The 17,882-nt window shown below is 34.5% G+C and carries 17 protein-coding genes; 2 read left to right on the top strand and 15 right to left on the bottom strand.

Annotated features, from left to right (window positions below):
* Nucleotides 1-19: 19 nt before the first annotated feature.
* The 9 genes from BW939_RS01585 to BW939_RS01545 all read right to left on the bottom strand — a co-directional run bounded on the left by BW939_RS01585 (nt 20) and on the right by BW939_RS01545 (nt 8,903).
* Nucleotides 20-649: an outer membrane beta-barrel protein gene (locus BW939_RS01585; RefSeq protein ID WP_076449130.1), complete on the bottom strand. Its 630-nt coding sequence runs from the start codon at nt 647-649 to the stop codon at nt 20-22.
* Nucleotides 633-1,448, bottom strand: coding sequence for an ABC transporter ATP-binding protein (locus BW939_RS01580; protein ID WP_076449127.1), 816 nt, complete (start codon nt 1,446-1,448; stop codon nt 633-635). Before BW939_RS01580 ends, BW939_RS01585 begins: the two co-directional genes overlap by 17 nt.
* Nucleotides 1,448-2,200 (bottom strand): MlaE family ABC transporter permease, encoded by a 753-nt coding sequence (locus BW939_RS01575; RefSeq protein ID WP_076449125.1) that lies wholly within the window; start codon nt 2,198-2,200, stop codon nt 1,448-1,450. The genes BW939_RS01580 and BW939_RS01575 overlap by 1 nt, the downstream gene beginning before the upstream one ends.
* 84 nt (nt 2,201-2,284) lie before the next feature.
* The gene (locus tag BW939_RS01570) at nt 2,285-3,619 is read right to left on the bottom strand and encodes an exopolysaccharide biosynthesis polyprenyl glycosylphosphotransferase (protein WP_228417077.1); all 1,335 of its coding nucleotides are present in this window, start codon (nt 3,617-3,619) and stop codon (nt 2,285-2,287) included.
* 70 nt (nt 3,620-3,689) lie between these two features.
* Entirely contained in the window at nt 3,690-4,319 is a 630-nt protein-coding gene (locus BW939_RS01565) for a 7-carboxy-7-deazaguanine synthase QueE (RefSeq protein WP_076449121.1), read from the bottom strand.
* A gap of 6 nt (nt 4,320-4,325) precedes the next feature.
* On the bottom strand, nt 4,326-5,210 hold the full coding sequence (locus BW939_RS01560; RefSeq protein ID WP_076449119.1) for a bifunctional 5,10-methylenetetrahydrofolate dehydrogenase/5,10-methenyltetrahydrofolate cyclohydrolase: 885 nt from the start codon (nt 5,208-5,210) through the stop codon (nt 4,326-4,328).
* A 101-nt stretch (nt 5,211-5,311) separates the two neighbouring features.
* Complete coding sequence (gene pgi / locus BW939_RS01555; protein WP_076449117.1) at nt 5,312-6,952, bottom strand: glucose-6-phosphate isomerase; 1,641 nt, start codon at nt 6,950-6,952, stop codon at nt 5,312-5,314.
* Between the two features lie 125 nt (nt 6,953-7,077).
* Nucleotides 7,078-7,917 (bottom strand): hypothetical protein, encoded by an 840-nt coding sequence (locus tag BW939_RS01550; protein ID WP_076449115.1) that lies wholly within the window; start codon nt 7,915-7,917, stop codon nt 7,078-7,080.
* Between the two features lie 83 nt (nt 7,918-8,000).
* Nucleotides 8,001-8,903, bottom strand: a complete 903-nt coding sequence (locus BW939_RS01545) for a DUF4349 domain-containing protein (protein WP_076449113.1) — start codon at nt 8,901-8,903, stop codon at nt 8,001-8,003.
* Nucleotides 8,904-9,104: 201 nt separating this feature from the next.
* Between BW939_RS01545 and BW939_RS01540 the strand changes: the two genes are divergently transcribed.
* Complete coding sequence (locus BW939_RS01540) at nt 9,105-10,463, top strand: acyl-CoA dehydrogenase family protein (protein WP_076449111.1); 1,359 nt, start codon at nt 9,105-9,107, stop codon at nt 10,461-10,463.
* A 212-nt stretch (nt 10,464-10,675) separates the two neighbouring features.
* Here BW939_RS01540 and BW939_RS01535 read toward each other — a convergent pair whose 3' ends face one another.
* Both BW939_RS01535 and BW939_RS01530 read right to left on the bottom strand, forming a co-directional pair.
* Nucleotides 10,676-10,963: a hypothetical protein gene (locus BW939_RS01535; RefSeq protein WP_076449109.1), complete on the bottom strand. Its 288-nt coding sequence runs from the start codon at nt 10,961-10,963 to the stop codon at nt 10,676-10,678.
* 199 nt (nt 10,964-11,162) lie between these two features.
* The gene (locus tag BW939_RS01530; RefSeq protein ID WP_076449107.1) at nt 11,163-12,770 is read right to left on the bottom strand and encodes a fumarate hydratase; all 1,608 of its coding nucleotides are present in this window, start codon (nt 12,768-12,770) and stop codon (nt 11,163-11,165) included.
* Between the two features lie 199 nt (nt 12,771-12,969).
* On the opposite strand from BW939_RS01530, the gene fumC reads away from it, so the two are divergent.
* Nucleotides 12,970-14,364, top strand: coding sequence for a class II fumarate hydratase (gene fumC / locus BW939_RS01525; protein WP_076449105.1), 1,395 nt, complete (start codon nt 12,970-12,972; stop codon nt 14,362-14,364).
* 126 nt (nt 14,365-14,490) lie between these two features.
* Here the strand turns inward: fumC and BW939_RS01520 are convergent, their stop codons facing one another.
* From BW939_RS01520 to BW939_RS01505, 4 genes are read right to left on the bottom strand one after another with little or no spacing between them, the layout of a single operon-like run.
* Nucleotides 14,491-15,519, bottom strand: a complete 1,029-nt coding sequence (locus BW939_RS01520; protein ID WP_076450086.1) for a S41 family peptidase — start codon at nt 15,517-15,519, stop codon at nt 14,491-14,493.
* Nucleotides 15,520-15,546: 27 nt separating this feature from the next.
* On the bottom strand, nt 15,547-16,584 hold the full coding sequence (locus BW939_RS01515) for a porin family protein (RefSeq protein ID WP_076449103.1): 1,038 nt from the start codon (nt 16,582-16,584) through the stop codon (nt 15,547-15,549).
* Nucleotides 16,585-16,614: 30 nt separating this feature from the next.
* Nucleotides 16,615-17,229, bottom strand: a complete 615-nt coding sequence (locus BW939_RS01510; protein WP_076449101.1) for a hypothetical protein — start codon at nt 17,227-17,229, stop codon at nt 16,615-16,617.
* Nucleotides 17,216-17,776, bottom strand: coding sequence for an RNA polymerase sigma factor (locus BW939_RS01505; RefSeq protein ID WP_076449099.1), 561 nt, complete (start codon nt 17,774-17,776; stop codon nt 17,216-17,218). The genes BW939_RS01510 and BW939_RS01505 overlap by 14 nt, the downstream gene beginning before the upstream one ends.
* Nucleotides 17,777-17,882: the final 106 nt, after the last annotated feature.

Here is a 17,882-nt window from a genome sequence, read left to right as displayed (position 1 = left end):
TTTAAACTTATATTATTACTTAAAATTTATACCCTACACCCACCATAAAAAGGCTAGCTCGGTTATCATAACGGATGGTTTCAGTATTTTGAGCACCACCAACTCTTCTTACAAAGTCTCTCTGATCCTTCGTTAACGCACCTTCATATTTTGCATTAAGCACAAGGCTCTTCAACTCTACTTGTGCACCAAACTGATAACCTACAGTAAATTGGTTTTTAGAATTTTCCACAAAATCGTTATAGGTATCTTCTTTAGCAAGGTTGTAGCTCATTACAGGACCTAGAAATACGCCTAAAGTATTACCTATCACTTTGTGCCCTACCAAAAGCGGCACATCTAATCTATTGTTTTTCACATCAAATGTAGTGTTGGAAACAGGATCTGTAAATTCATTTTTAAAAGTAGTATAATATACTTCTGGCATTACAAAAAAAGCCAAAGGCAAATCTATCTTCACAGAAAAACCTAAGTTGAAACCAATATTATTGCTCCCTTTATTTTCAAAAGCTGCAGTTGCAGAATTTGAAATATTTTTCCACGAAGGCGAGCCTGTTGGGAAAATTAAATTGGTCTTGCCAGCTAATGAAATCTGCGCTGATGCTGCTATCGAAATCCCTATGAAAGCGATACTAAGAACTTTTTTCATTGTCGTCAATATTTGTGATTGTATTTTCAATCGTTTTATTATTTTCAAGTAAATACTCCCTCAATTCTTTGAATAATTCTGATGAATAAACGAAGTCAATAAGATTTTTATTGCCTGCCGTAATGAGTATGTCTTTGTCTCCTTCCCATTCTTTAATTCCCAATCTCAGATAAACGATTTTCTCTCCAATCGTCATCACCGAGTTCATATCATGGGTGTTGATAATGGTTGTGGTATTGTATTCTTTTGTAATTTCTAGCAATAGATCATCGATAACGTTGGAAGTATAGGGATCTAGTCCAGAATTCGGTTCATCACAGAAGAGGTATTTAGGATGGTTTACAATTGCTCTTGCAATCGCTACACGTTTTTGCATTCCACCAGAGATTTCAGAAGGGAATTTTCTGTTGGCTTTATCCAAATGTACTCTTCCAATTACTTCAAAAACTCTTCTTTTTTTCTCTCTAAATGTAAGATTTGTAAACATATCGAGTGGAAACATTATATTCTCTTCCACAGTTAATGAGTCAAATAGTGCACTCCCTTGAAATAAAGTTCCAATCTCGGAACGAAGCTGTTGCTTTTCTTCCCGGTTCATTACGTTAATGTTTCTACCATCAAACAAGATTTCTCCAGAAGAAGGCTGATAAACGTTCAATAAACTTTTTAGAAAAACGGTTTTTCCGGATCCACTTTGCCCGATAATCAGGTTTGTTTTACCTTTTTCAAATGTGGTTGAAATTCCTTTAAGCACTTCAACATCACCAAAACTCTTTTTAAGATTTTTTACCTCAATCATCAGCTTAATATTAATTGTGTTAAAATTAATTCGGAAATAATGATAAAAACCATAGTCCAAACTACTGCTTGCGTACTTGCTCTACCTACTTCTAATGATCCTCCTTTCACAAAATACCCAAAGTAAGAAGGCACAGTAGCGATTACAAATGCAAAAACAATTGTTTTAGCAAAAGCATAATAAATAAAGAGATTAGGCATATACATTTGGATTCCGGTAATATAATCTGCCGTAGTCCAGCTACCGGTAAGCATACCTGCGATATAACCTCCTGTAATACCAAAAACTATACTAATTGCAATCAAAATAGGATTAAAAATAAGACAAGCGATGATTTTTGGTAAAATTAAAAAGTTTGGTGAGTTCACTCCCATAATATCTAATGCATCGATTTGCTCAGAAACACGCATCGTGCCAATGGTTGATGCTATATAAGATCCTACTTTCCCTGCTAAAATTAAACTAATAATTGTAGGTGCAAATTCTAATACCAAGACAGCTTTGGTAGCATATCCTACAAATGCGGGCGGAATAGGAAAAGAAGAGGCATCAAAATTATTAAACATTTGAATGGCAACCACTGCTCCTACAAATATAGACGTGAAAATAACCAAACCAAACGAGTTAACACCCAAGTCATTGATTTCCCGCATAAATAGCTTCCAAAAAACCCTCATCTTCTGTGGCTTTTGAAGAGATTTACCTATAAGGATCATATATTCTCCTATTGCTGTAAAAAACTTTTTTAACATTCTGCTAAATTATACTATTTTAAATTAACTAAATTATAACTGAAATTAAGATTGACACATTAAAACAAAGCTTTACAAGACTTTTTATCCTGCTTTTTTATCTCCTGTAATTAGTAACAAAACGGTTTTCAAAATAATTACAAGATCCAATACAAAAGTCCAATTTCTTACATAAAAAGCGTCTGCTAAAACTCTTTTATTCATTTGAACTTCCACATTCCCATCGTCACCACGAAGACCATTTACCTGAGCAAGACCCGTAATGCCAGGATTCACTAAACTTCGAAGGCTGTATCTGCCAATTTTCTGCTTATAATGATCATCTACCGAAATCATGTGAGGTCTGGGACCTACAACAGACATCTCCCCTTTCAAAACGTTGATGAATTGTGGCAACTCATCTAGGCTTGTTTTCCTCAATATTTTGCCAATTTTGGTAATTCTTTTATCATTCTTTTCTGTAGTTTTTGTTGTAGAATAATCGTTAACTACCATTGTTCTAAATTTTAAACAAGAAAAAACTCTCTCATGGAAACCATAGCGTTTCTGAATAAAAAAAACCGGACCTTTTGAGGAAAGCTTAATAAAAATTGCAATCATGGGAAACATCCACGAACAGATGAATAGCAAAATAAAGACCGAAAAAAAAATATCGAAAATTCGTTTAAGAATAAAACTTGAAAAATAGTCTAAAGGATATTTTGATTGCTTTAATACAGGTTGCGTTTTAATGTAATCAAGATCATATAAAAAAAACTCGTTTTGCGAAATTGATGGTACCATGGTAACATTTACCTTATTTTCTTCCGCAAGTCTAAAAATCTGTTCTTCAGTCTTTTTATCAATAGAATTCTGCGTAGGGATAAATATTGTGTGAATACCTTTTTCCTTCCAAAACAATGTAAGCACTTGAGGTAAAAGAGACTGCTTATATTCAAAAATCTTATACCCATAATCTTTTCTTTCTTTTAAAATGTTTTTCAGAACCTCAGTTGATGCATTTTCTTCTAAAAACATGACGTTTCTGTTGTTTACGCCTTGTGATCTTAAATATTTAATTCCAAAATAAATAATTGATTTTGATATGATTACAAAAAAAAATAAATACAATGAAAGCCAAGCCAACTCACTGCTAAAAAACTGATTGTTGCTCACTTTTCTAATAAGCACCAAACCAGTTACAAACAGAATAAATTGTGCAATAATGCGTTCTGCAAATAATGTATAGGTAAGATTTCGGGGAATATTGTAAATTTTGGTTCGCCCGCTTAAAAGTATCCAGAACGAAATGAGAAGAAGCAAGGGAAACGAATTTTCATACCAAAGGCCAACGTTGTATATAAGATCGGAATTTCGACTCAGATAAAAAAAAACGAACACAGATGCAAGCACCAAAAGGTCTAGCAAAACAATGATCATTTTTAAATATCTGGAATACCGTATTCTCTGCATCGTGTATTGAAAACTTATCTGCTAAGATAAAGAATTTTTAAGGTATATTCAAGTATTTATGTGTCTGAACCGAAGCCTGCCAACGAGGATTTCCTAGGATAAAATCTGTAATTTTAGGATAAATTTCTTCGCGCTTACTCCATTCACTCTGCAGATACAATTTGCAGTTTTCTGAAACTTTTGCAGCTTGTTCTTCCGCAAATTTCAAATCGTTATTATTGAAAACAATCACTTTCAATTCGTGGGCTTTATGGTAGATTTCTTCTTTCGGTAATCCTGTTTTTTTTGGTGAAAGTGTAATCCAATCCAATTGCCCGCTCATAGGATAAGCTCCAGAAGTTTCTATATGAACAGTACATCCTAATTCCTTTAGTTTTCCTGTTAAAACTTCCAAATTCCACATCAATGGTTCACCACCAGTTAAAACAACAATTTTACAGTGTTTTGCTGCGGTTTCTGCAATTTCCTCAGCATTCATTAAAGGATGAAGCTTGGGATCCCAACTTTCTTTCACATCACACCAATGGCAACCGACATCACAACCACCCAATCTTATGAAATAAGCGGCTTTTCCTGTGTGTGCACCTTCTCCCTGAATAGTGTAAAAATGCTCCATCACCGGGAGCATTTTACCTTCTTTTAATAATATATCTTCTACTAAATCCATTTTAAATTAGTCATTATAGACTGAAGTTTTGTAGGCAATGATGGTGTTTTTCATCAACATTGCTCTTGTCATAGGACCCACACCTCCTGGCACGGGCGTGATCCAGCTTGCCTTTTCTGCACAGCTATCGAAATCTACATCACCAGCAAGATAATATCCTTTTGCAGAGTCGTCGTCTACTCTTGTAATCCCAACATCCACGATTACAGCTCCTTCTTTTATCATTTCGCCTTTCAAAAAGTGAGGATCACCTAAAGCGGTAATAACGATGTCTGCTTTTTTTGTATATTCTTCAATATCTTTTGTGTAAGAGTGTGTAAGTGTTACCGTAGAATTTCCGGGGAAATCTTTTCTTCCCATCAAGATACTCATTGGTCTTCCTACAATCTTACTTCTTCCGATGATGACGCAATCTTTACCTTTCGTTTCGATATTGTATCTTTCCAATAAAGTTAAAATCCCGAAGGGTGTTGCCGGTAAAAATGTATCCATTTCCAAAGCCATTTTTCCGAAATTTGTAGGATGAAACCCGTCTACATCTTTTCTAGGATCAATTGCATTGATGATTTTTTCCTGATCTATTTGATTTGGCAATGGCAATTGAACGATAAATCCGTCAACAGATTTTGATTTATTTAACTCATCAATTTTCTCCAGCAATTCAGATTCTGAAACAGTACTGGAAAATTTAATTAAGCTTGATTGAAAACCAACTTCTTCACAATCTTTCACTTTTGCATTTACATAAGCCTTGCTTGCTCCGTTGTTACCTACAAGAATTGCTACCAAATGTGGTGCTCTTCTTTTGCTTTCTACAATTTTATCAACTTCAACCTTGATTTCCGCCTTTATTTCTTTGGATACTTTTAATCCGTCAAGAATTTCTGCCATTTTTACTTTTATTACTTTATTAGACTTTCGATACGTACAATAAATGAATTTTAGATGAGTTTCACTTTCAATATTTCATCAAACATTCATTTATTATCTTTTTATTTATTTGATTTATAATAATTAATCAACCCATTTGTAGAGCTGTCATGAGAGCTTATTGCATCATTATTTTCCAATTCAGGTAAAATTTTATTCGCTAAAACTTTTCCTAATTCTACACCAAACTGATCGAAACTGAAAATATTCCAGATCACACCTTGCACGAAAATTTTGTGCTCATACATTGCAATCAACTGACCTAATGAAAACGGAGTTAATTCTTTAATTAGCAGTGAGTTTGTAGGTGTATTTCCTTGGAAGACTTTATAATTTAACAAGAAATCAATTTCCTCATCAGATTTTCCCGCGTTTTTCAATTCTTCTTCCACTTCTTCTTCTGTTTTTCCGAAGGCTAACGCTTCAGTTTGAGCAAAAAAGTTAGCCAGCAATTTATCTTGATGATCAGAAACCTTGTTCGGGCTTTTCGCATAAGCGATAAAATCTGCCGGAATTAATTCAGTTCCTTGATGAATTAATTGATAGAAAGCGTGCTGCCCGTTGGTCCCCGGTTCACCCCAAATAATTGGCCCTGTTTCATATTCTACAAATTCGCCGTTTCTGTCGACACATTTTCCGTTGCTTTCCATGTCGCCTTGTTGCAAATAGGCTGCAAAACGGTCCAGATATTGAGAGTAAGGCAAAACTGCATGGCTTGTAGCTGCATAAAAATTACGGTACCAAATCCCTAAAAGCCCCATCAAAACAGGAACGTTTTCTGCAAAATCTGCCGTTTGGAAATGTTGATCTGTATTTTCTGCACCTTTTAATAATTGCTCGAAATTTTCATATCCTACAGAAAGTACGATGCTTAAACCAATTGCACTCCAAAGCGAATATCTTCCGCCAACCCAATCCCAGAATTCAAAAATGTTTTCTTCTGCAATTCCGAAATCTTTAACCGACTGAACGTTAGTAGATAAAGCCACAAAATGTTTTGCTACGTCTTCTTGTTTTCCGGCTTTCAAAAACCAATCTTTTGCAGAATTGGCATTGGTCATCGTTTCCTGAGTAGTAAATGTTTTTGAAGCAATGATGAATAAAGTAGTTTCCGGATTTAAGTTTTTTACCACTTCAGCGATATGATTTCCGTCTACATTAGAAACGAAATGTACATTTAATCTTGTTTTAAAATGCTTCAAAGCCGAAACCACCATCACGGGCCCCAAATCTGAACCGCCAATTCCGATATTCACAACATCGGTGATTTCTTTTCCGCTAAAACCTTTGTGATTTCCTGAAATTACGTTCTCAGAAAAAGACTTCATGTGGTCTAGAACTCTTTTAATCTGAGGTTTGATATTTTCGCCATCAACCAGAATTTCATTATCTGAAAAATCTCTCAACGCTGTATGCAAAACGGCTCTTCCTTCAGTTTCGTTGATTTTATCTCCAGAAAACATTTTAGAAATAGCATCTTTCAACTGACATTCTTCTGCAAGATTCAGCAAAAGTTCTTTCGTTCTTGCATCAATTAAGTTTTTAGAATAATCAAAAAGAAAATTTTCTTTTTTGATAGAGAACTCTTCAAAACGATTGGGATTGTATTGAAAAAGGCTTCTAAGATCAAAGTCGTTGTTGCCAAAATGTTCATCAAGAGAGACCCAGCTGCTGGTTTGTGTAGGATTTATTTTAGATAGCATATTTAAAGTTTGAATTAGAATTTTGAGGAATACATCCAAATAGATTTTCCTAAAATTCTGATTGATAAATAATGATTTGCAAATTTACGGAATTTTCGTTCAATGATGTTAATTGAGGACCAAAATCAGTTGGTGAGTTCTAGTTGAATTGCAATATTTCCAATACTACTAGATGAAACATTTGTAAATACCCAATCTCCATTTGAAATGCTGCCAGTAATAAAATTGTTAGAATTTTCGTTTATTGCTCCTATCAAAGGTTCGTGTGCAATCACTAATTCTGTTTTCCCTTGTATTAGCGTTTTTTTTTGATAGGCATTCTCGTTATTAAAAATCCATTCGAAACCAATAATTACACCTTCTTTAGGAAATGCAAATGGTTTTTGAACAATATATTCGGTATATTTTTTATTTTTGAAACAAGTTATAATCATAGATTTGTAGATATGACCTGGAAGTCCATTTTCATTATAATAAAAATTAACTTTTATGGTCGCGGAGTGTTTTTCGTTTAATCTAGAAGAAAATTTTAGTGATTTTACATATAATCGTTTTTTAGGAAAATTCAAAATTTTAATCTCTTTACCAACACTCCACATGGTGGTGCGTGCGCCGAAAAAAGTGCTGGATTTTTCAATTTTCCCAATCTTAAAATTTTCTGAAAATGTAGGTTTAGAAATTTCCACCTCTTCAATCTCAGTAAATTTAGGCTTCAACAAATAAACGGTCTGATATTTCTCAACCTTCAGGTTTTCATACCCAAAAAATTGAATTTCTGAGATTTCTTCGGTGTTTTCTAATTGAGCTTGTCCGTTTTCTTCGGTGTTTTTGTAGTAATCTTTATCTTTCAATATCAATTTAGCATACGGGATAGGACTACGGGTTTCTTCGTCTAAAATGCTAATTTTCTGTGAAAAAGTAAGTGAGGAAAACAAGAGAACTGTAAACAAGATAATTTTTTTCATTTGTATTTTATAAGCATTAAAAACCTCTGCAACAACAGAGGTTCAAAAGTATATGTAGATAACCAAACGGTTAGATTGCCATTTTATTTTCCAGTAGTTTGAATTTGTTTTTTATTGAATTTGTTTTTTCGGTAAAAGTAAAATGCAACTGCAGCTATTAATATAAGTGGCCAAATCATAATTAATCCTACCACTAATCTCTGAATTAAATAGCATCCTTCAACAAAGGCATTTTTTGCACTGTAGAAGAAATTGAACTTATATTTGTTGTCAATATTTTTTGAGTTGGTAACGGCAATTTCTGCAATGCGAAGCTTTGGTTCTTTGATGTAAACATCTACCGTACTGTACTTCAGATTATCTGCTACATCCATATTGGCGAGCTGCTGCTGATTTTCTTCAGACCTATTTTCGTCGCTCATATCTACTTTATCTTTGTTTGTTTTGAGCTGAGAAATATTTTCGCTGGTTTTCTTGATTCTTTTCCCTTCTAGTTCGGCATATTTAATGCGGGAAGTAACATCTTCTACGTTGATAACTCTTGAGTTCAGGAAAAGTTTTTTACTGTTGATTAATGTTAAAAATTCGCCCAACTTTTCTGTAGGCACACTAACTTGCATCGTATTTTCGGTCTGATATCTCTTCACCAACGTAGCTTCTTCATTAGAAATATTAAAAGTTTCTTCTGAAACAACATTGCTTTGAAGGTTGCTGTGGGTAACAAATCCGCCCAATTCTAGAACAGATTTTTCTATAGATATGGTTGCTTCGTAAACGTCTTTTACTTCCATATTAACGTTGGCTGTTTTGATGAACTGTTTGTCTTTTACCAACGTAGTAGCGGCTGATGAAACGCTGTCTGCTACAATGTTTTTATTGTATTGCGCGGTTTCAGAATCACTTGCTGTTGCTTCGCTTTTTTTGCATGAGTAAATTCCTAGAAGAATTGCTGCGCCGAATGTTAGTTTGATGTATGTAGTTTTCATAAGGAGATTTTTGTTAGTTTGATTATCTCAAAGTTCAGCTGAAATCGTTTGTAATGTTTGAATATTATATGTAAAGATTTTGTAAATAATTATTTTATTTATTTAATTGAAAATCAGCGAATTGTAAAACAGCACATTGTAAATTACACTACGTTCGGATTGATTTTTGCTTAAATTTCACAAACCAAAACAAAAATCAATATGTCTAACACTTTTTCTAAAATCAGAAACGCAATAGAATTATTCCGATCTATCGACTTTGAGCAGCTAAGTTTAATTTCTCAAAAAGTAGATTTGCCAAAACTGATGCAAAGCTTTTCTACACTGGATGATAAACAACTTCAGGGATTGTCTAAAATGCTAGACCCGAATAAGAAAAAGAAAGAACTCCCACCTATTGACGGAGATTTCTACGATATTTACCACACTTTGACGCCGGAACAAAGAGAAGTTCAGCTAAAAGTAAGATCATTTATGGAAAAAGAAGTGAAACCCTTAGTCAATCACTATTGGTTGAGAGATGAGTTTCCCCATGAATTGATTCCTAAGTTTCAGAAGCTAGACATTTGTGGCGTAACGTATGAAGGTTACGGCTGTAAAGGAATGCCATTTTTGATGGAAGGCGTTATAGCAATGGAAATGGCAAGAATAGATGCTTCTATTGCCACATTTTTCGGAGTACAATCTGGCTTGGCAATGGGATCCATTTACATTTGCGGTTCTGAAGAGCAAAAACAAAAGTGGCTTCCCCAGATGCAAAAATTTGAGAAAATCGGCGCGTTTGGATTAACAGAACCTGAAGTAGGATCCGGAGCAGCAGGTGGCTTAACGGTAACCTGCAAAAAAACTCCTGAAGGCTGGATTTTAAATGGACAAAAAAAATGGATTGGAAATGCAACTTTTGCAGATATAATTATAATTTGGGCAAGAGACTTAGATGATGGTGAAGTAAAAGGTTTTATAGTTGAAAAAGACAATCTTGGCTATTCCGTTGAGAAAATAAAAGGAAAAATGGCGCTTAGAATTGTTCAAAATGGTTTAATAACTTTGAAAGACTGTTTGGTTACTGAAGAAAATCGTTTACAAAACGCTAATTCATTTAAAGACACTGCTAAAGTATTAAGAATGACAAGAGCTGGAGTTGCCTGGATGGCCACGGGATGCGCAAGAGGAGCGTATGAAAGTGCTTTAGACTACACCAGGACAAGAGAGCAATTTGGAAAACCTATTGCTTCATTTCAAATGATTCAGGGGCATTTGGTAGAAATGCTTTCCAATTTAACGGCTATGCAGACGATGGTTTTCAGACTTTCTGAAATGCAGGATGAGGGTATTTTAAAAGATGAACACGCTTCTTTGGCCAAAGTTTTCTGTACGATGAGAACAAGAGACATTGTTTCGAGAGCACGCGAAGTTCTGGGCGGAAACGGAATTCTGCTTGAATATGATGTGGCAAGATTCGTTGCCGATGCAGAAGCTATTTATTCTTATGAAGGAACAAAAGAGATTAATTCATTGATTGTGGGAAGATCAATTACGGGATTCAGCGCGTTTGTGTAAACACCTAATAGTGGATTGTGAATTTTGCTTGGCAATTGACTTTGAAAAATTGCCTGTTGGAGCAAATTCACAATTCATAATTTTATGATTCACCTACCAATTCAACGTTTTCGAAAACAGAAAAACCACTGTAAAAACAGTGGTTTAAATATATGTTGTTTTGCTTTGATAGTCCTTTTTCAGAATTCGTGTGAAAAAGAACTGACAATCAATTAATGATGTCCGTGAGTTCCGTGGTTATCGTGAATGAAAGGCCCATGACCTTTTGGAGAATTGTAAACAACTTCTACACCTTCTTGCTCATAAAGCATTTTACTCCTAATTTGCTCAGGATCAAAAGGTTTTACTTTTCCGAAATATTCTTTTAAACCTTCAGTTAACCAAAGTGGAATAATAAATCCGAAAAACATTATAATACACCAAAACCCTACAAGTAACATACAAATAAAGTAAACTGTCCAAAGGAATTGGTAAAACGGCCAAAATGCTGATAACATCATTTTTCTTTTCTTAAAGATTTACGCAAAAATAGAACTTTTTTCCCGCTTAAACAAAAGATAAAAGCTGATTTTTACAATTTATTTTTATTTTAAACTAATTAATGTAGATATTAGATGATAGAGGTTAGATATTAGAGGTTAGATGTTAGACTACAAATACATCTCTAAAATTCTTATATAAAACTTTAAAATCTAAAATTTAATGCGCAAGATTAGCAAAGAAATCATTTCCTTTATCATCGGTAATGATGAATGCCGGGAAATCTTTTACTTCAATTTTTCTTACTGCTTCCATTCCTAATTCTGGGAAATCTACCACTTCAACGGACAAAATATTATCTTTTGCCAAAATAGCGGCAGGTCCACCAATTGAACCAATGTAGAAACCTCCGTATTTATGACAAGCATTGGTAACATCTGCGGTTCTGTTTCCTTTTGCCAGCATCACCATACTTCCGCCATGACTTTGGAATTCGTCAACATAAACATCCATTCTTCCGGCAGTAGTTGGTCCAAAACTTCCTGAAGCCATTCCTTCCGGAGTTTTTGCCGGCCCTGCGTAATAAATTGGGTGATTTTTAAAATATTCTGGCATGGATTGTCCACTGTCTAGCAATTCTTTAATTTTTGCGTGAGCAATATCTCTGGCAACAATTAAAGTTCCGTTGAGTTTTAATCTTGTTTTGATTGGATATTTTGAAAGTTCAGCCAAAATTTCAGGCATTGGCTTATTCAAATCAATATCAACTGCAGCTTCCAAATGTGGTGGCGTTGCTGGTAAGAATCTTTTCGGGTCTTGTTCCAACTGCTCTAAGAAAATACCGTCTTTTGTAATTTTTCCTTTGATATTTCTGTCTGCAGAACAAGAAACTCCCATTCCCACCGGACAAGAAGCTGCATGACGAGGCAATCTAATCACTCGAACATCGTGTGTTAAATATTTACCACCAAACTGAGCACCAATGGCACTTTCCTGACAGATTTTCTGAACCTTTGCTTCCCATTCCAAATCTCTGAAAGCCTGTCCTGCTTCGTTTCCTTCTGTCGGAAGATTATCGTAATATTTTGCAGATGCTTTTTTTACCGCAGCCAAATTCGCTTCCGCTGAAGTTCCTCCAATTACCAAAGCCAAATGATAAGGCGGACAAGCCGCTGTTCCCAAGTCTGAAATTCTTTCTTTCACAAAAGCTTCAAGAGATTTTTCATTCAGTAAAGATTTCGTTTTCTGATACAGGAAAGTCTTATTTGCAGAGCCTCCACCTTTCGTTAAGAATAAAAATTCGTAGTAATTTCCTTTTTTAGCATAAATATCAATTTGCGCAGGAAGATTTGAACCAGAATTTTTCTCATCAAACATCGTTAAAGGCACTACCTGAGAATATCTTAAGTTTCTTTTTTGATAAGTATTGAAAATTCCTTTGCTTAAATATTCACCATCTTCAACGCCCGTATAAACATTTTCGCCTTTTTTACCCATCACAATTGCAGTTCCTGTATCTTGACAAGAAGGCAAAGCACCTTCCACGGCAACAGCAGCGTTTTGCAATAGATTATAAGCAACAAATCTGTCGTTATCGGTAGCTTCAGGATCGTCTATAATTTTTCTTAAACTTTCCAGGTGAGAAGAACGAAGCATGAAAGAAACGTCTGCCATCGCTTCTTCAGCCAATAGCTCCAAACCTTTTGGGTCAATCGTTAAAATTTCTCTTTCACCATGTTGCTCAACTTTCACAAACTCTGAAGTCAATTTTTTATAAACCGTATCATCTTTCAAAATTGGATACGGATCCTGATATTTAAAATCCATTTACTTTCTATTTTCAGTGCAAAAATACGGCTTACCCAAAAAAGCATAAGTAAAATCAATGACTTAAATACGTATTTATAATGATTATAAATTGCGAGGTTTTTATGCATTGTTTAACTTTATCAATTGAGGCTTAGGTGAAGATTAAGGTTTAAATTAATCTTTAGCTCATCTTAAACCTTAAACAAACAATTTCATAATGAATTACAGAATAGAAAAAGACACCATGGGTGAAGTGCGGGTTCCTGCTGATAAGTTTTGGGGCGCACAGACAGAACGATCAAGAAACAATTTCAAAATTGGTCCGGAAGGTTCAATGCCCAATGAAATTATCGAAGCTTTTGCATACTTAAAAAAAGCGGCGGCATTCACTAATGCAGATTTGGGAGTTTTAACTCCAGAAAAAAGAGATCTGATTGCTAAAGTTTGCGATGAAATTTTAGCTGGAAAATTAAACGATCAATTTCCTTTGGTGATTTGGCAAACCGGCTCGGGAACACAATCGAATATGAATGTGAATGAGGTTATTTCCAACAAAGCACACGTCAACAATGGTGGAAATCTTGGTGATAAATCTGAAATTCATGCGAATGATGACGTGAATAAATCTCAGTCTTCAAACGACACGTATCCAACCGCAATGCACATCGCAGCTTACAAAAAAGTTGTGGAAACAACCATTCCGGCAGTTGAAAAACTAAAAAATACGTTGAACGAAAAAGCAATTCAATTTAAAGATATTGTAAAAATCGGAAGAACGCATTTAATGGATGCTACGCCATTAACTTTAGGACAGGAATTTTCAGGCTATGTTGCTCAATTAAATTATGGAATTAAAGCTTTAAAAAATACTTTACCCCATCTTTCTGAATTAGCTTTGGGAGGAACTGCAGTGGGAACAGGGTTAAATACTCCTCAAGGTTATGATGTAAAAGTTGCAGAATATATTGCAAAATTCACCAACCTTCCTTTTGTAACAGCAGAAAATAAATTTGAAGCTTTGGCTGCTCATGATGCCATTGTAGAATCTCACGGAGCTTTAAAACAATTGGCTGTTTCTTTATATAAAATTGCTCAGGATATCAGATTGATGGCTTCCGGACCTCGTTCCGGGATTGGTGAAATTCATATTCCTGAAAATGAGCCGGGTTCATCTATCATGCCTGGGAAAGTGAATCCTACACAGAATGAAGCTTTAACGATGGTTTGTGCGCAGGTTTTAGGAAATGACACTACTATTTCTTTTGCGGGAACGCAGGGGAACTACGAACTGAATGTTTTCAAACCCGTGATGGCCTACAATTTCCTTCAATCTGCTCAGTTGATTGCTGATGCATGTATTTCATTCAATAATCACTGTGCAGTTGGAATTGAACCGAATAATGAGAGAATTAAAGAACTGGTAGACAAATCTTTGATGTTGGTAACTGCTTTGAACACACACATTGGTTATGAAAACGCTGCAAAAATTGCAAAAACCGCACATAAAAATGGAACGACGTTAAAAGAAGAAGCCATTAATCTTGGCTTTGTGACTTCAGAACAATTTGATGAATGGGTGAAACCTGAAGATATGGTGGGAAGTTTAAAATAATCTTCAAAATACATAAAAACAAGACACTCCGTAGAAAATTCTGCGGAGTGTCTTGTTTGTGAATGTTAATTTTTATTGCTCAATTCTTGTGCCGAATTGAAGTATGTTTTTTAGTTTATCATAAAATTATTTTTTAGTAAAAAACTGTATTGCTTCCTGAATATTTTTATCCTGTAACAAATCATCAAAGTTATCCTGCTTTGAAACAACAATATCAGGTATAATCTGCTGATAATAAATACCATTCCTATCACAATCGTAGCCAATACTTAAAGGCATTCTTGCGTCAAAAGGTAGAGTTACAACCATATTAGAAGTTGTTTTTCCTAAAGTTTTTTCTCCTATAAAAATAGTGTTTAACCTTCCTTTAAATGCTAAAGCTGTTACTTCACCCGAGCTTGCCGTTAATCCACTTATAAGAACCGCTACTTTAGATTTATCCATTAATTCTCCACTTGGTTTTATATAAGAAGGTTTCTTTTCTCCCTGATCGTAAACTCCCTTATTTAATTTAGTAGAATTAGTTAGCTTTTTATTAGCATCAAGAGTTCCCCAAACCACAGTATCTCCCAACAAATCATATAAAGCTAAAAGCATTGGCGATGAATTTCCACCCGTATTAAAGCGAAGATCTACAATCCATCCTTCCAATTTATTACTCATTTTCAGTTCAGCTACTTTATCATATAACGGCTGAGCGATTTTATGCACATTTTCAGAACTAAAATCATCAAATGAGATATTTGGCATTAAGATGTACCCATATTTTTCATCTAAAATTTTTGCTTCAAATTCTGGTTTAGCTTTAAATTTTCTCATCCACGAGTCACTGAAATTCTCCCACGAAACATCTACTGTCGGACCGTAATTTTTTCCTTGATACATTACTTTAGAATGATCTGCCCCAATTTTCTCAAATAAAACCTTCACTTCTTTCAAAGAACTTTTAAAGTCTTTTGTCGTTTCAAGGTTTTTAAATGTTTCAGCCTTTAATTTCTTCCAATCAAAATCTTTTTTATGCAAATAAGCTACTTCTAAGGATTTAAACAGTTTATCGTAAAATACTTTTGTACTGTCTTGTGACGTTTTTATTTTTTGTGCATTGATATTGATGGCGAGACAAAAAACACCTATTAATCCTAAAAATTTATTCATTATTTTTAATTGAGTCATTACTCTAAATTACCATCCTAAAGCAACTCCGAAAACCAAAGCTTTATCGTTTTCAAAATATGAATCTTTGAAGAAATTGCTGAAATCTCTTTTAACGAAAACACTTACATTATCATAAGAAACTGTAAACTGAGCTCCGTAAACAAATGGATTTACCTGATAATTGGAACGGTCTCTGAAACTTTGGCTATCTCCTTTAACGATATTATTAGTTGACATTTTAATTCCGCCATAGACATTCGCTCCTATCCTTAAACCTTCTGAATAAGGCCTGTACTGAACATCCATACCTGCAGTTTTAAGTTTAGAAAAATTATACTGAAAACCGAATGGCACCATTAGATACCCCGTTCTTAGTTTACTTTTATCTAGACTTCCTTCGTATTTTGAAGGCATCACTTCATTGTTTTGTTTTGTGAAAATCATGTTGTTATCGAGACGAACCGTTCTCCATGAAAAGCCCAAACCAGAAATCAATCCCCACGGACTGGTTCTGCTGAACTGATAATTGAATTTTAAACCGAACTCGAGATTATTGGCATAGCCTACATTTTTGTCTAAATCATTATCGGGCTTATCATTCGTGAAGGTCATTATTCCGTAAGAGAAATATCCTTCAAGGTTTTTTGTCGGCCTGTATTTCTTAAGCAACTGTGCCTTTAATTCTTCATTAGAGGTTACATCAGAATTTAACAGAGAATATCTCACCTGCTTTTGGATCACCTGATCCAAATCAAATCCTAAAGCTTCAATTTTTTGATCAATTTTTTGTGAATATGTATCTGCAATTTGCGCTTTCTGTTTGTCGAATTCTGTCTTTTCAAGATTTTTTGCCTGAAGAATCACCAATTCAGCTTCCATCAGTTTCTTTTCTTCCTGAATAATAGCGTTGATTTTTGAAGCGTATTCTTCCACTTTCTCCTTTACAATCGGGCTTACCGTAGTGTCTTCTTTAGATTGAAGATTGATTCCCAAAGTCTTTTTCTGTGCGTGCAATGAAGTAGCAACAAGGCACAACATTCCTGTGATGATAAATTTCTTAATCATAATATTATTATTTTTTAGTTTAAAATTGAATTATTTGTTATTCAGGTCGATGGTCGCCACATTGCTTCCTTCTTTAGATTTTTCGATAACGTCTTTATGCTCTACCGAGAAAAGCAGTGTTGAAGGATCTACATATCTTTTTTTCTTCTGAACCTTTACAGAATCTGATTTTGCCATAATTTTCGCAGGCTCATTCTGTGTAATAATTTGAGAGGCGATTTCAGAAGGATTTTCTTTAATTAACGGAATTTCGTTTTTAAGAGAAACTTCTTTTTCAATCTTTAATTCAGAAGGGGAATTTTCAATGTGAGTAAATTTTATACCCTCTACCTTTTCAATATTTCCCTTATTATTAGCCATTTGTAGCTGTTTACCTAGATTCTGCTCACTAATATCAGAAGTTTTCTCAGTTTCAGCCATCTGTACGGTAGCTTCAGAGTCATTTTTTAAAAGCAAAACTGCTCCCAAGCCCAATATTAAAACAAAACACGCCGTAAGCAAAAGCCAGTTTAACTTAGATTTTGTCGGGCTTGCATTTTCAGTTTGAATCTGAATTTCAGCCCACAAATCTCTAGAAGGAGCTATTTCTCTTTCATCGATTTGCTTTTTGAGCTGTTTTTCAAAATTATTATTAAACGAGTTCATTTTTCAGTTGTTTTTGTTGTTGAAAGTAAATCTTTCTTAATTTTTCTTTTGCTCTGAAGAGTTGCGTTTTGCTTACCGCTAAAGAAATATTCAGTGTATCTGCAATTTCCTGATGCGAATATTCTTCAATCACATAAAGGTTAAAAACCATTCTGTAAGCATCCGGAAGCTGATCTAAAAGTTCCTGCGCATTAAAATCAAAAACAATTTGCTCATCATGAATTTCTTCGAGAACAGAAGCGTGAACATCGTCGAGATAAAAAACTGTTTTGTGGCTTTTAATAAAATTGAGGCATTCGTTGACCACAATTTTTCTTGCCCACCCTTCAAAATTCCCTTCGCCACGGAAGCTTTCTATATGTTTAAAAATCTTACAAAACGCTTTTATCACGCAATCTTCTGCCTGATACAGATCGGTGACGTAGCTTTTTGCCACACTCAGAAATTTTTTCACACTTTGATCGTAAAAGATTTTCTGCGCAGCCGGATCCTGTTTTTTCAAACGGCTCAGCAGATCTTCTTTTCTATTATTAAACAAAAGCTTCATGATTGTTATTCTGTTTCTACTATAAAGACAAGGAAAAGTTGAAAAGGTTACACGAAAAAATAATTCATTAAAATTAAATTGATAATCAACTGAAAATGAATACGAT

Source organism: Chryseobacterium piscicola, assembly GCF_900156685.1.
GTDB lineage: Bacteria > Bacteroidota > Bacteroidia > Flavobacteriales > Weeksellaceae > Chryseobacterium > Chryseobacterium piscicola.
Note: the sequence above shows the minus strand (reverse complement) of the source record. Positions and strands in the feature narration are given on the sequence as shown.

Excerpts from the sequence above, each read along its gene's own strand:
- BW939_RS01535 (WP_076449109.1), bottom strand. The coding sequence starts at position 10,963 with ATGATGTTATCAGCATTTTGGCCGTTTTACCAATTCCTTTGGACAGTT.
- BW939_RS01560 (WP_076449119.1), bottom strand. The coding sequence starts at position 5,210 with ATGGCAGAAATTCTTGACGGATTAAAAGTATCCAAAGAAATAAAGGCG.
- BW939_RS01540 (WP_076449111.1), top strand. The coding sequence starts at position 9,105 with ATGTCTAACACTTTTTCTAAAATCAGAAACGCAATAGAATTATTCCGA.
- pgi (WP_076449117.1), bottom strand. The coding sequence starts at position 6,952 with ATGCTATCTAAAATAAATCCTACACAAACCAGCAGCTGGGTCTCTCTT.
- BW939_RS01510 (WP_076449101.1), bottom strand. The coding sequence starts at position 17,229 with ATGAACTCGTTTAATAATAATTTTGAAAAACAGCTCAAAAAGCAAATC.
- BW939_RS01580 (WP_076449127.1), bottom strand. The coding sequence starts at position 1,448 with ATGATTGAGGTAAAAAATCTTAAAAAGAGTTTTGGTGATGTTGAAGTG.
- BW939_RS01585 (WP_076449130.1), bottom strand. The coding sequence starts at position 649 with ATGAAAAAAGTTCTTAGTATCGCTTTCATAGGGATTTCGATAGCAGCA.
- BW939_RS01575 (WP_076449125.1), bottom strand. The coding sequence starts at position 2,200 with ATGTTAAAAAAGTTTTTTACAGCAATAGGAGAATATATGATCCTTATA.
- BW939_RS01545 (WP_076449113.1), bottom strand. The coding sequence starts at position 8,903 with ATGAAAACTACATACATCAAACTAACATTCGGCGCAGCAATTCTTCTA.
- BW939_RS01515 (WP_076449103.1), bottom strand. The coding sequence starts at position 16,584 with ATGATTAAGAAATTTATCATCACAGGAATGTTGTGCCTTGTTGCTACT.
- BW939_RS01520 (WP_076450086.1), bottom strand. The coding sequence starts at position 15,519 with ATGAATAAATTTTTAGGATTAATAGGTGTTTTTTGTCTCGCCATCAAT.
- BW939_RS01565 (WP_076449121.1), bottom strand. The coding sequence starts at position 4,319 with ATGGATTTAGTAGAAGATATATTATTAAAAGAAGGTAAAATGCTCCCG.
- fumC (WP_076449105.1), top strand. The coding sequence starts at position 12,970 with ATGAATTACAGAATAGAAAAAGACACCATGGGTGAAGTGCGGGTTCCT.
- BW939_RS01530 (WP_076449107.1), bottom strand. The coding sequence starts at position 12,770 with ATGGATTTTAAATATCAGGATCCGTATCCAATTTTGAAAGATGATACG.
- BW939_RS01505 (WP_076449099.1), bottom strand. The coding sequence starts at position 17,776 with ATGAAGCTTTTGTTTAATAATAGAAAAGAAGATCTGCTGAGCCGTTTG.
- BW939_RS01570 (WP_228417077.1), bottom strand. The coding sequence starts at position 3,619 with ATGATCATTGTTTTGCTAGACCTTTTGGTGCTTGCATCTGTGTTCGTT.
- BW939_RS01550 (WP_076449115.1), bottom strand. The coding sequence starts at position 7,917 with ATGAAAAAAATTATCTTGTTTACAGTTCTCTTGTTTTCCTCACTTACT.